Source organism: Desulfogranum mediterraneum DSM 13871, from assembly GCF_000429965.1.
GTDB lineage: Bacteria > Desulfobacterota > Desulfobulbia > Desulfobulbales > Desulfobulbaceae > Desulfogranum > Desulfogranum mediterraneum.
Genome location: NZ_AUCW01000027.1, coordinates 20,726 through 33,192, shown reverse-complemented (window position 1 = coordinate 33,192; position 12,467 = coordinate 20,726). Strand labels below are relative to the sequence as shown.

Below are 12,467 nucleotides of genomic sequence, written 5' to 3'. Positions count from 1 at the left end.
GATGAAGATAGCGATCATCCAGATGGAGGTGGTGGCCGGGGATCGTCAGGCCAACTACCTGGGGGTCCGTCGCCTGGTGGAGCAGGCCCTGGCCCTGGATCCGGCCATCGACCTGCTGCTCCTGCCGGAACTCTGGTCAACGGGCTATGCCCTGGCAGAGCTGGAGCGGTTGGCCAGCAGTCAGGGGGAGGATGAGGCCGGATTTCTCGGCGAGTTGGCCCGGGAGTATGGGATCTGGTTTGCCGGCGGCTCGGTGGCTGCCAGGGTGGAGCAGGGGATTGTCAACCGGGCCCAGATCATCAATCGCCAGGGGGTGCTGGAGGCGGTCTATGACAAGATCCACCTGGTCCCCATGCTGGACGAGCCCCGCTACCTGGTGGCCGGCGAGCAGCGTCTGCTCCACCGGATCGAAGGCCTGAACTGCGGCTTTGCCATCTGCTACGATATCCGCTTCGGTCCGCTGCTGCGTCGCTTGGCCCTGGACGGGGCCCAGGCCATGATGGTCGCTGCCCAGTGGCCGCTGGTCCGCCTCAGTCACTGGCAGACCCTGCTCAGGGCCAGGGCCATCGAGAATCAATACTACCTGCTGGCTGCCAATAACTGCGCCCTGGGTGCACCGCCCTTTGCCGGTCATTCCGTGGCCCATGGTCCGGACGGCTCCATCCTCTGGCAGGCAGGTTTTGAGCCGGAGATCAAGGTGGTGACCATCCAGGCCGAGGCCGTTGAGCGGGTGCGGCAGGCGGTACCGGTGTTTGCCGATGCCAGGCCCGAACTCTACGGATGATTGTGGTCCTGATCATCTTGCCCCGGCGTGGTCTCTACCTCCCCCTTTGGTTCACTGAGCGAGCAGGGCTTGGGGGAGGCCATTGGGGTCGGTTAGCGGGATACCCTTGAGCGGGATCCGGCCGGAGAAGAACAGGCTCCGGCCGGCAAGAACGAGGGGAGGGGAAGAATTTGATATTTAGAGGATAAAATTATGGGCGCAACGCCAGGATTGGAAGAGGAAGCAATCTTTCCGGGTACCCTTTAGTCCTCCTCAACGGCCGGGAGTTGCTCGGAAAAGGTTTTGGCTGCGAGCTCCTCAACCAGGGACCCGATCTCCTCCATGGCTGACTCAAGGGCAGCATATGTTGATGCGCCCTGCTCCTCCTCTTCCCCGAGCTGATCAAGATGATGCTGAAAAAGCTTGTTCATCGGGTTCTTGGCCAGGGCCAGTTGACTGTTTCCATGGTGGCTCAGGACCTGTTCCATCTTATGGAACAGCTTGGCAAAATCCATGGGCATGCCCTCATTCTTTCCCTGGGGCGGCTGAGCCTGGCTGCCTGGCTCGGCTGGAAGTGGAGAGGGGAGCTCTTCCCGGAAAGGGCCTTCCTGAATGCTCTGTCCCTGGCTGGTCGCAGCGGTACGCTCTGAGCGCAGTTCAGAGGATCTCTGGTAGTGGATGTCGGCTGTAAAGGAGGCGACCGAGTCATAGCCGCCCATCTCAAGGGCGCTATCCAGGGCCCCGGAGATATCTCCCTGACCCATCTCTGCGATGACCCCATCGAGTCCTGTCAAGATGGCTTCAATGTCCTTCAGTTCATCCTCGTTTAGATCGCCTGCCACGGAAAAGGAAAAACTGTGGCCAGATGCCAGGCTGATCTCTCTCTGCTGCTGGCTGAAGAGTGCTGTTCCTGCTTCGGTCTGGACAAGGCCCTTACTGTCATAGAGGAAGGAGTCCATCTGGGAAAAGCTGCTGGAGTTCAGGGTGACCTGATCTCCCTCTTTAGTCTGGATGACGAGGCCTGTTTCGAGACGTTCATCGGATCTGAACGATTGTTCGCGGACATAAGTGGAAGTCTGAAAGTCGCTCAGGCTGTTGTGGCGGGAAGGTACTGCTGTCAGGGGGGCTTGGGCTGCCATATTGCTCATGCTATTCCTCCGTGAATGGCTGAGTTCAACGCTATTGTACATTCTTATCGGCTGGCCTGGGCTGAACCTTAATGATTTTTCGTTTTTTTTTCGTTTTATTTCACCTTGGCTGTTCACTCCCTCCAGAACAGCAGCTTGCTTGGCGACGGATCGGAGGATAGGCGCAGCAGGCCCCCCTTTGTTGCCGGAGAGTGCCTCTCCCGGCTGGCTGGATGGCTGGATAGGGCCGACAGAGAGGTTCATCGTTCTGCCGGCTGTACCCTTAAGGGGCTCAGCCCGGGCAGGTTCTGGCTCTTGCCCTTGAGAGGATGGGTATCCGGCAGGCCGCTGTCTGCTCAACCGGCCAGCTGCAGAAATGGGTCGTGGTGACGGGATTGGTCTAGAAGGAAGAGGCGGCCCTGGAGGCCTGGTCATAGAGACCGGACATCAGCCGCAGCAGTCCGGCGGCCTCGCTGATCTCACTGCCGTCCTTGTCCAGGCTGCGATAGGCCGAGGCCAGACATTTTTCCCGGATCTCCCGGTAGCGGCTGCAGGCCTCCTTGCCGGCCTCGGTGGTGGAGTAGAAGATCTCCTTACCCCGCTTCTGACGTTCTACCAGGCCGCCTTTGACCAGTTTTTTCAGGGAGTAGTTGACCGTGTGCTGGTCTTCGATGTGGAGCAGGAAGCAGATATCCACCGGCCGCTTATGGCGGTTGCGGTGGTTGACGTTATGGAGCACCAGGACATCCAGGGGGCTGAAGTCGGCATAGCCTGCGGCCTGCATGCAGCGGATCAGCCAGCGGGAAAAACAGTTGTGGGCAGTGATCATCCCATATTCAAGTTCGCTCAAAGGCCAGGTATCCGGGGCGGTCAGGTGTTCCGAGGAGACGATGGCTGCAAAGGGGTAGAGCTCTGTCAGTGATGGGGCATCACTCATGATGGTTCCTCCTCCGGGTGGCTTGGTGGGCAAAGGTCGCAGTGTACCAAGCTCTTGGAAAAGGTCCAGCCTAAAAGTAGGGTGGTCGTCTCGGCTGGAGGCCGGCAGACCGCCTGCCCGTTTTCCCTCGGCCCAGGCAAGGTTTGAAAAAGCAGGCCCCTGATGGTATGGTACAGCGATTCTCCCTCCCAGGTCCTTACCTGCCCCATCCAGGAGCCCGGATAGCACCATGGTCTTTAACTCCCTCACCTTCCTCCTCTTCTTCGCCTTGGTGCTGGCGCTGCATCATCTGCCGCTCTCCTGGACCTGGAAAAAGGGCCAGTTGCTCCTGGCCAGCTATCTCTTTTATGCGGCCTGGAATCCGCCCTTCACCCTGCTCCTGCTGCTCTCCACTGTCACCGACTTTCACTGCGCCGCCGCCATCCACCAAAGCCGGAGCAGTACCGGCAGACGATTCTGGCTGCTCGTCAGCCTGGGGCTGAACCTGGGGTTGCTGGCGATCTTCAAGTACGGTAGCTTTCTCCTCGAGAACTGGACCCTGTTGCTGGCGCAGTTCGGGATCGACTTCACCCCCCTGGCCCCGGACATCATCCTGCCGGTGGGAATCTCCTTTTATACCTTCCAGTCCCTCTCCTACACCCTGGATGTCTACCGCAGGCAGTTGAAGCCCTGGCCCTCGTTTCTGGATTTTGCCATGTTTGTCAGCTTCTTTCCCCAGCTGGTGGCTGGACCCATTGTCCGGGCCGCGGAGTTCCTACCCCAGTGTGTGCTGCCCCGGCGGGCAAACCCGTGTCAGTTCTCCTGGGGGGTGACCCTGCTGATCCTGGGGCTGGTCCAGAAGGTCATCCTGGCCGATCTTCTCCTTGCCCCCCTGAGTGACCGGGTCTTTGCAGCAGCCTTCCAGGCCGGCTGGGCAGACGCCTGGATCGGCACCCTGGCCTTTTCCGGGCAGATCTTCTTTGACTTCAACGGCTACTCCACCTGTGCCATCGGTACGGCCCTCTGCCTCGGCTTTGTCCTGCCCGATAACTTCCGGGCCCCCTACGGGGCCATCGGTTTTCGGGACTTCTGGCAGCGCTGGCATATCTCGCTCTCCAGCTGGTTGCGTGACTATCTCTACATTCCCCTGGGCGGCAGGAGCAGCCGCCGCGGCCGGACCCTGGTCAACCTGATGCTCACCATGCTGATCGGCGGCCTCTGGCACGGGGCTGCCTGGTCCTTTGTCTTCTGGGGCGGTCTCCACGGCCTCTATCTGCTGGTCGAACATCTGCTCAGCCCCTCCTTTCAGGCCAGCGCACTCAGCCGCTCCAGCCTGGTTCGCTCCAGCCTGGCCCTCCTGACCTACGGCCTGCTCTGCCTGACCTGGGTCTTTTTTCGGGCCGAGGGCTTCAGCGCGGCCTGGCAGCTGCTCCTGGCCATGGTCTCCTTTCAGCCGGCCACCCTGATCTCTGCCGGAGAAATCTGCCAGGTGCTCACCCTTAGCCTCTGCCTGTTGGCCTTTCACTGGTATCGGCGGCAGCGCAGCTTTGAGGAGGTCTTTGCCTCCTTTCCCTGGCAGGGACGGGCCCTGCTGATCGTTCTGAGCCTCCTGGCCCTGTTGGTCAGCAGCGGAGATGATCGTGCCTTTATCTACTTCCAATTTTAAGATGAGCAGCTCAAAACGATCCGGCAGAGAGGCTGCCGCTACCGCCGCTGCCAGACTGCCCCGGCAAGACTGGGCTAGGATCTGGCTCCTTGTTGTGCTCCTGGTGCTGGTCATCGCCTTTGCCTGGGAGGGCTTCTGGCGGGCCCGGGGATTTGTTCCCAACCTCAGCGATGATCTTGGGATATGGGCCATGGTCAGACGGCGCGTCTCCCAACAGGGGGACGGGGTGGTCCTGGTGGGGGCCTCCCGGATCCAGCTGGGGATCAATCCCCAGGCCTTTGCCGAGGTGAGCGGGCAACGGCCGCTGATGCTCGCCATCGACGGCAGTTCACCCCTGCCGGTGCTGGAGGAGCTGGCTGCAGATCAGCGCTTTTGCGGCTTGGTGCTGGTCTCTCTGACGCCCATGCACCTGGCCCAGCCCCTGGGGCGGGATCGAGCCGTGAAGTGGGTGCGCAGGTATCCCCGCCAACAGTGGTCCCAGCGGCTTGAGACCCGTCTCTCCATGGCGGTGCAGGGGCGGCTGGTCCTGCGCAGCACCAGCCTGGCCCCTGAACAACTCTGGCAGCACTGGAGAGAGGGCAGCCGGCCCACCATGTTCTATGCACCCATGCAGCCGGATCGCTCCAGGGCAGCGGATTTCTCCCGGGTGGATCTGGAGCGGATGCGGCGTTCCAGGGCAGAGCGAGAGGCGGAGCTCCATGGGCGGGTCGCCTCCCTGTCGGGGCTCGCCTTTGAGGAGAGGATCGCCCATCTCCGCAGCCTGGCGGAGACTATCCGGGAGCGAGGGGGGCGGGTGGTCTTTGTTCGTTTCCCCTCAGACGGGGCAGTCCTGGCGTTGGAACAGCGGGACTGGCCCAGGGCCAGATACTGGGATCCCTTTGCTGCCCGGGTGGGGACCCTGGCGATCCACTTTCAGGATGATCCCCGGCTCAGCCATTTCACCACCCCGGACGGCTCCCACCTGAGAGGGGAGGATGCCGTTCGTTTTAGCCGGATTTTGGCTGGGATCCTTGAGGAGGAGCACATCCTCCGGGACAGGGAATGAATAGAAGCAGAGATACCACCAGGAGAAGGATTGCCATGAAGGAAGAGAAGACCGGTCGGACCATTGCCGCCTATATCCCTGCCCGTGCCAGGATCCTGGATCTGGGCTGCGGCTCGGGCAGCAACCTGGGGACCATCCTGGCCCATGACCCCGGCTGCAGGATCACCGGAATGGATCTCTCCCAGGGCCTCCTGGCCCTGGCCCGGGAGAAGTACCCCCAGGTCCGCTTCCTCCACCAGGATATCCGTTTTTTCCCGACCGGGTCCCGCTATCAGGTGGTGATCGCCTCCTTCTCCATCGTCCACCTGAACGGGGACGAGACCCGCAGGCTGCTGGCACGGATTGCGGAGGTACTGGTGGAAGGTGGCGCACTCTACCTGAGTTTTATGGAGGGCGAGGGGGCTGGTTTTGAGACCACCAGCTTTTCGGAGGAGGAGATCTACTTTAACTTCTACCGGAGCGCCGAGCTGACGGCCCTGTTGCAGGGGCATGGCCTGGAGGTCAGGGAGATCCTCCGCAACGGCTACGAGGAGACCGATGGTTCGGTGACCACGGACGTCTTCCTCTTTGCCTGCAAAACAGGAGCAGGGCAGCAGTCCTGAGTTCGGGAGCTGGGCCATCAACAAGGCACCCGCTTGTTATTGGCTGAAATTGTAAATTATTTATTGACATTAATCGAACATTTAAGCTTCACTAAAGGTAGTGTACGTCAAGGTGATCAAGAGTAACCATCTAGGCTAGCTTGAAAAATTGCTTTTTCAAGGTGGCCTCTAGAGCCAACAAGGAGCAGAGCATGAGCGATCTAGTGGTAATCGGTTTTGACGATGAGCATACGGCCTTTGCAATGCGGGCGGAGCTGATCAAGCTGCAGAAGGACTACCTCCTGGAGATGGAAGATGTGGTGGTGGTGACCAAGGGGGCAGACGACAAGGTCAAGCTCCATCAGGCGGTCAACCTCACGGCAGCCGGTGCGGCCGGCGGCACCTTCTGGGGGCTCTTGCTCGGGATGCTCTTCCTCAACCCCCTGGCCGGTGCTGCCGTGGGCGCGGGTGCCGGCGCCCTCTCCGGCAAGTATACCGACATCGGCATCAATGACCAGTTCATGAAAGAGCTGGGCGAGACCTTTACCCCGGGTTCCTCGGCGCTCTGTGTGCTGGTGCGCAAGGCCACCCCGGATAAGGTCCTGGAAGAACTCAAGGGCTTTCAGGGCAGGGTGCTGAAGACCTCGCTCAGCGCGGATCAGGAAGAGACCCTGCAGAAGATCCTGGATCAGGGCTAGGGGGAGCAACCCTCTCGCCGCAAATATCGGCCAGGAACGGCTGGTCACGGCCTGCCGTTTCTGACCACCCGCCTTACCGGCTGGCCGTTGCCTTTCCCCCGGCCAGTCGCTCCAGTTGCTGGAGGGCCAGGAAACGCTCTGCCAGCGCTCCCTGCAGCTCGGCCTCACTCTCTGCCAGCTTCCAGCGCGCCTCAAATTCCACCTGGTCCAACTCCAGCTGCTGCGCCACCTGATCCCGGGCCAAGCTGAGCAGTTGCAGACGATAGCGTCTATTTTTCTTTGCCAGGCTGAGCAGGGCATCGGCATGGGCCAGGGCGCTGTACTGGCTGGCGATCTTATTCTCCACCACCCGGGCGGTATTTTCCTCCAGCTCCAGGGCCTGGATCTTCTGCTGGCGGCTGACCAGGCGCTCGGCCTTGCTGGCCCCGAAGTCGAGCAGGTCCCAGGAGGCCCCCAGGCCAACCAGGCCGAAGTTTTCCGAGATCAGGGGCGCTCCCTCCTGATGGATCACACTGCCAAAGGCATAGATCTCCGGGTAGTCAGCCTGCTTCACTGCAATGATCTGCTTTTCCGCCAGGGCGACCTGCTGGCCAGCCTTGGTCATCTCCGGGTTATAGCGGCGGGCCGCCTCCAGGTAGGCTGCCAGGCTTCTTCTCGGCGCTGGCTCGGGGAGCTCCTGTTCCACCCTCAGCTCCCCCTCCACCGGTCGGCCGATGAGCAGGTTGAGGGCATAGACCAGTTGCCGCCGTTTATTCAGCTCCTTTTCCAGTTCCATCCTGGCCTCCAACAGCTCCACCTCCAGGCCGGTCAGGTTGGCAGCCAGCAGCTCTCCCAACTCCACCGCATTGCGGCCATGGTGCAGGCGACTCTCGCCATAGCGGATCTCCGCCCTCCTGGCAGCTATCTCTGCCTCTGTCACCTGGAGGGCACAGTAGCACTGCTCTACCTTGGAGCCGATGCTCTGTCCCAGGGCAGCCAGCCCGGACAGGGCCATCTTTTTTTCAATGCGGGCCGCAGCAACCCCGGTGTGGATGCGGGGCAGCATGGAGAGGGGTTGGATTACGGTGCCATGGAGGACAAAGGGCCAGGAGCTGCCCTGAACCAGGGGGATATCGGCTCCAGGCAGGGGGCTGAGAAAGCCCAGGGGCCCTGAGGCGCCGCCCACCGGCTCCAGGAGGAAATCCAGTTCACCGGTCCTGATGCGGATATCAGGGGGGTTACTGTTGTAGGCCCCAAAGCCGCCAAGGCTTACCTTGGGGAACTGTTTGGCCGCCATCTTGTCGATCAGGGCCTCTTTTTCCTCCACCTGGGAGCGGGCGATCTTGAGCAGGTTGTTTTGCTCCAGTGCCAGGCTGCGGGCGCGGTCCAGGCTCAGCAACTCCTGGCCGGCCAGTGCGTTTGCCGGCAAGCTGCAGAGCGCAGAGCAGATCAGCGCCAGGAAGAGCGCTCCCGGCTTCAGGATCCAATACAGTCCGTGGCTGGCCCTGGCTCGGGGCTTACTCTCCATCGCCGCCCCCCTGCTCTCCCTTGACTTGAATAAGTTCCAGGCGTTTGGGCATGATCTGGTTGTAGGCCACCGGGATGACCAAGAGGGTCATCACCATGGAAAAGAGTACCCCCACCGCAAAAACCGAGGCCAGGGGGGCCCAGAGGGGTGAGCCGGAGAGCATCATCGGGACCACGCCCACGGCCGCTGCCAGCGAGGTGAGGAAGATCGGTCGCATCCGCCGCAGTGCTGCAGCCACCACCGCCTCCTCCACAGCCATGCCCTCCAGGATCAGCTCGTTGGTATAGTCCACCAGGATGATGGAGTTACGGATGACGATGCCGATCAGGGAGGCAATGCCGATGGAGGCGGTGAATCCAAGGGGGTTGCCGGTGAGCAGCAGCCCGGTGGCCGCACCCAGGATAGTCAGGGGGATGGCGAGCATCACCAGCATGGTCTGGGTCACGTTGCCGAACTGGATCAGGAGAATCAGGAAGATCAGCAGGCTGGAGATGATCAGGGACTTGCCCATCTGAGCAAAGGTGGAAACCACATTTTCGTGTTCACCGCCGATGGTGAGGCGGTAGCCAGGGGGCAGGGGGATGGCCCGGATGGCTGGCAGGGCTTCGCGGAGGATGGACTCCGGGTAGGCGCCCGGGCAGGCATGGGCCAGGACCGCCAGGGTGCGGATGCCGTTGCGGCGGCTGATCTGTCCGGTGGTCCAGCGGGGCTGGATGGTGGTGAGCTCTTCCAGGGGCAGGATGGCGCCGCTGACCCTGGAACGGAGATAGAACCGGCCCAGGCTGGTAAAGTCGTGACGAATGCGCTCATCCAGGCGGAAGATGATGGGCAGGGAACGCTCACCGTCATAGAGGGTGGAGACCTGCAGTCCTTCGATTCCCACCCGTACCATTTGGGCAATGGTGCTGGTGGTAAAACCGCGGATGTTGGCTGTGTCGGTGTCCACCTTGAGGTTGGCAAACCAGGCGGGCCGGTAGTCGGTCCGGACCAGCCTGGTGCCCGGGGTCTGGCTGAGAATGGCGGCAATCCTGGCGCCGATTTCCTCCAGCTGGGAGACCTCATAGCCGGCCACCCTGATTTCCAGGGGAGCCGGTACCGAGGGCCCCTGATCAAACATCTGGAGGTTGATCCGGGCCTCCGGAACCAGGGTCTCCAGTGGGGCCTGCAGTTCTTGGACCAGGGCCACCGTGGCCTGGGGAGAGGAGGTGTTCACCAGCAGACAGCCGTAGCTTTTACGTGGAAACTCCGGGGCAAAGGAGTAGTAGACCCGGGGCGGCGAGGTCCCCACAAAGGCGGCAAAATCCGTCACCCTCGGGTCGGCAGCGATCAGCTCCTCCACCCGGCGCACCGCATCATCGGTTTGGACCAGGCTGGAGCCCAGTTCCAGGTCCACCTCGATGATGCACTGGGCCCGTTCCGCCGCCGGAAAGAGCTTCTGGTTGGTGGCCAGGAGCAGCAGGACCCCGGCCGTGATCACCAGCAGGGCCGTGACGGCCACCGCCAGGGGATGACGAATGGTCAGGCCAAGGGACTTGCCGTAGCCCCTCTTGAGCAGCCCTAGGACCCGGCCCTCCTTTCCTCCGCCACCCTGCTTGATACCGCTATGGATAAAGGTGGAGCAGAGGTGGGGGGTGAGGAGCATGGCCACCGCAAAGGAGACTGACAGGGCCACGGCCACGGTGATGGGCAGGGCCAGGATGAATTCTCCCACTGCACCGCTCAGTACCCAGCCCAGGGGAGCAAAGGCGGCGATGATGGCCAGGGTGGCGGTCAGAACCGGGATAAAGAGTTCGGTGGCGGAACGCCAGGCTGCCTGGTAGCGATCCAGGCCCTGATCGAGTTTTTCCACATAGTTATCGGCGATGACCACCGCGTCATCCACCACCATGCCCAGGACCACGATCATCGAGGCCAGGGAGACTTCGTGGAGGGGAATACCCAGCAGGTTGAGGAGCTGGAAGGTGACGGCAATGGTCACCGGGATGGCCATGACCGCGATGGCCGCCACCCGTATGGGCAGCAGCATCATGATCACCATGATCACCGCAGCGATGGCGATCAGGAACTCGCGGATGAAATCATCCACCGCCTCGGCCACGATGGCAGGTTGATCGTTGATAAAGGTGAATCGCAGCCCCGGAGGCAACAGCGGTCGCAGCTCCTCCAGGGTACGGCGGACCTCACTGCCGTAGGTCACGATATTGAAATCGGGCTGCATCTCCACGCTGAGGAAGAGGGCCGGGGCCTGGCCGCCGTTGATGCGGAGATGAAAGTCCGGGTCACTCCGTCGTTGTTCCAGGGTGGCCAGGTCGCCGATGGTGACCTCCCGGCCGTCCGGCCGGACCAGTACCCGCTGCCTGCGGATGGACTCGATGGTGTTGTAGGAGCCGCTGACATGGAGCGGCACCACGGACCGGCTGAGCTCCAGCTTGCCGGCCGGGCGGACGCTGTTCTGTTGGCGGAGGACCGCGATCACCTCTTCCAGGCTGACCCCGTAGCGGACCAGGGCCTGGGAGTCGGCGCTCACGTAGATGGCCTGGGGCTGATAGCCAAAGATGGCCACCTTACCGGTGGCCTCCAGGGCGCGCAACCCATCGGCCACCTTTTCCAGGGAGCGCAGCAGGGTCTCCTGACTCTGTCCGGGCAGGTCGGCTCCGATCAGGAGGGCCACCACATCGCCGAAGTCAGAGTTGACCACCGGTCCGATCACCCCGTCCGGCAGGCTGGTGAGGCGCAGTTGGGCCAGGCTGATCTGCAACTCCGACCAGAAGCGGTCGGTATCCTTGACCCACTCCTTGAGGGTGACGGTGATGACCACCTGGGAGTGGCTGGAGTCGGAGGTGGTCTTGAGCTGATCGATCTCCTCCCTGGCAAAGAGGTGTCGTTCCAGGGGTGCGGTGAGCTGCTCTTCCACCTGTTGGGGTGTGGCTCCCGGATAGAGGGCCACCACCAGACCCTGGTAGATGGTGATCTCCGGGGTGGCCCGACGGGGCATGGTCAGCAGGGCGTGGATGCCGGCAGCAAGGAGAATCAGGCTGATCACCACCACCACCCGATGTCTGAACAGGGCATGCTGAATCAGGTTCACTGCGCCTCCCTGGCCGGGGAGAGGCGAACCACCGTGCCGTCGGAGATCCGGTTCTGTCCCCTGATCACCACCAGCTCCCCTGCAGCCAGGCCGGCGGAGATGATGACCTCGCTGCCATGGAAGCCGGCAACACTGATCTGGCGACGCTGGACACTGCGCCGGTCCCGGGTCAGGAGGTAGAGGTAGGTGTTTCCTTCGGGGCTCTGCAGCACCGCCTCGGGAGGGATGGTGAGGATGGTCTCCTCCCCATCGAGTTGGAGCGCTGCCAAAACGATCATCCCGGCTCGCAGTGGGCCGCTGGAGTTATCCAGGCTGCATTGGGCCGTGTAGGAGCGGGTGAGCTGATCTGCCACCGGCAGCAGCTCTTCGACCCTGCAGCTGCGCTCGACCCCGGGCAGGGCAGGGAAGTGCATCTCCAGTTCCTGACCCCTGGCCACCCTGGAGGCCTGCTGCTGGGGGATGCTCAGGGCTGCGGTGAGCTGGTCGACCCGGACCAGCTCCAGCACCGGTGCGCCCGGACCGACCACGCTGCCGGGTTCGATCTCTCTGCGGGCAAGGATTCCGTCCCGGGGGGCAGTGAGCACCGTGTCTGCCACCCTCTGCTCCATGATGGCCAGGCTGGCCCGGCTCTCTTCAAGGGCTGCCTCCATCTTGTCCATGTCGTTTAGGGTGAGACTGCCCCGTTGGTAGAGGGCGGCCAGACGGTGATGTCTGCGTTGCTGTTCCCGGAAGCGGGCCGCCGCAATCAGGCGACTGTTGTTGAGATCCCGGGCATCGAGACGGGCCAGTTCTTCACCCTGGTGTACCCCCTCGCCCTCCTTCACCCACACCTGCTGCACCTGTCCCGAGACCTGGAAGGCCAGCCGGATGGTGGCGGCAGGGTTCAACAGGCCTGAGACCGCGATAACAGGCGGGCGCCTGAGCTGATGGGGGGGGCGGACCTCCACCATCGGCGCCTGCCCGGGGCTGGGGTCTTTCTGCTCATGGGAACAGCCGCCCAGGAGGGTGAGCAGGCAAAAGAGAGCGGCAAGGGCTGCCCTGGGGGCAAGGAAGGTGGCGGTCATAGGCGAGGAGGG

10 protein-coding genes are annotated in these 12,467 nt (G+C 62.4%); 5 read left to right on the top strand and 5 right to left on the bottom strand.

Going from position 1 to position 12,467, the window contains the following annotated elements:
* The first annotated feature begins 1 nt into the window (after position 1).
* Entirely contained in the window at positions 2–784 is a 783-nt protein-coding gene (locus G494_RS0112880) for a nitrilase-related carbon-nitrogen hydrolase (RefSeq protein ID WP_028584877.1), read from the top strand.
* A 242-nt stretch (positions 785–1,026) separates the two neighbouring features.
* Here G494_RS0112880 and G494_RS25545 read toward each other — a convergent pair whose 3' ends face one another.
* Both G494_RS25545 and G494_RS0112870 read right to left on the bottom strand, forming a co-directional pair.
* Positions 1,027–1,911, bottom strand: a complete 885-nt coding sequence (locus G494_RS25545) for a hypothetical protein (protein ID WP_028584876.1) — start codon at positions 1,909–1,911, stop codon at positions 1,027–1,029.
* 379 nt (positions 1,912–2,290) lie between these two features.
* Positions 2,291–2,827 carry a winged helix DNA-binding protein gene (locus G494_RS0112870; protein WP_028584875.1) on the bottom strand — a complete coding sequence of 179 codons (537 nt, stop codon included), beginning with the start codon at positions 2,825–2,827 and terminating at the stop codon, positions 2,291–2,293.
* A gap of 229 nt (positions 2,828–3,056) precedes the next feature.
* Here G494_RS0112870 and G494_RS0112865 point away from each other — a divergent pair, with 229 nt between their 5' ends.
* From G494_RS0112865 to G494_RS0112850, 4 genes are all read left to right on the top strand, one after another.
* On the top strand, positions 3,057–4,472 hold the full coding sequence (locus G494_RS0112865; RefSeq protein WP_028584874.1) for an MBOAT family O-acyltransferase: 1,416 nt from the start codon (positions 3,057–3,059) through the stop codon (positions 4,470–4,472).
* Positions 4,447–5,517: a hypothetical protein gene (locus G494_RS0112860; protein ID WP_153305874.1), complete on the top strand. Its 1,071-nt coding sequence runs from the start codon at positions 4,447–4,449 to the stop codon at positions 5,515–5,517. The genes G494_RS0112865 and G494_RS0112860 overlap by 26 nt, the downstream gene beginning before the upstream one ends.
* Complete coding sequence (locus G494_RS0112855; RefSeq protein WP_084456790.1) at positions 5,514–6,119, top strand: class I SAM-dependent methyltransferase; 606 nt, start codon at positions 5,514–5,516, stop codon at positions 6,117–6,119. The genes G494_RS0112860 and G494_RS0112855 overlap by 4 nt, the downstream gene beginning before the upstream one ends.
* Positions 6,120–6,310: 191 nt before the next feature.
* Positions 6,311–6,796: a DUF1269 domain-containing protein gene (locus tag G494_RS0112850; RefSeq protein WP_028584871.1), complete on the top strand. Its 486-nt coding sequence runs from the start codon at positions 6,311–6,313 to the stop codon at positions 6,794–6,796.
* Between the two features lie 73 nt (positions 6,797–6,869).
* On the opposite strand, the gene G494_RS0112845 is transcribed toward G494_RS0112850, so the two are convergent.
* Genes G494_RS0112845 through G494_RS0112835 form a run of 3 tightly spaced genes read right to left on the bottom strand, consistent with a single transcriptional unit; the run spans position 6,870 to position 12,455 of the window.
* Positions 6,870–8,303, bottom strand: coding sequence for a TolC family protein (locus G494_RS0112845; protein ID WP_028584870.1), 1,434 nt, complete (start codon positions 8,301–8,303; stop codon positions 6,870–6,872).
* Complete coding sequence (locus tag G494_RS0112840) at positions 8,293–11,391, bottom strand: efflux RND transporter permease subunit (RefSeq protein WP_028584869.1); 3,099 nt, start codon at positions 11,389–11,391, stop codon at positions 8,293–8,295. Before G494_RS0112840 ends, G494_RS0112845 begins: the two co-directional genes overlap by 11 nt.
* The gene (locus tag G494_RS0112835) at positions 11,388–12,455 is read right to left on the bottom strand and encodes an efflux RND transporter periplasmic adaptor subunit (RefSeq protein WP_028584868.1); all 1,068 of its coding nucleotides are present in this window, start codon (positions 12,453–12,455) and stop codon (positions 11,388–11,390) included. Before G494_RS0112835 ends, G494_RS0112840 begins: the two co-directional genes overlap by 4 nt.
* Positions 12,456–12,467 lie beyond the last annotated feature (12 nt).

Bases quoted from the DNA above. Each gene is read 5' to 3' on its own strand.
- G494_RS0112845 (WP_028584870.1), bottom strand. From the start codon at position 8,303: ATGGAGAGTAAGCCCCGAGCCAGGGCCAGCCACGGACTGTATTGGATC.
- G494_RS25545 (WP_028584876.1), bottom strand. From the start codon at position 1,911: ATGAGCAATATGGCAGCCCAAGCCCCCCTGACAGCAGTACCTTCCCGC.
- G494_RS0112835 (WP_028584868.1), bottom strand. From the start codon at position 12,455: ATGACCGCCACCTTCCTTGCCCCCAGGGCAGCCCTTGCCGCTCTCTTT.
- G494_RS0112870 (WP_028584875.1), bottom strand. From the start codon at position 2,827: ATGAGTGATGCCCCATCACTGACAGAGCTCTACCCCTTTGCAGCCATC.
- G494_RS0112880 (WP_028584877.1), top strand. From the start codon at position 2: ATGAAGATAGCGATCATCCAGATGGAGGTGGTGGCCGGGGATCGTCAG.
- G494_RS0112865 (WP_028584874.1), top strand. From the start codon at position 3,057: ATGGTCTTTAACTCCCTCACCTTCCTCCTCTTCTTCGCCTTGGTGCTG.
- G494_RS0112850 (WP_028584871.1), top strand. From the start codon at position 6,311: ATGAGCGATCTAGTGGTAATCGGTTTTGACGATGAGCATACGGCCTTT.
- G494_RS0112855 (WP_084456790.1), top strand. From the start codon at position 5,514: ATGAATAGAAGCAGAGATACCACCAGGAGAAGGATTGCCATGAAGGAA.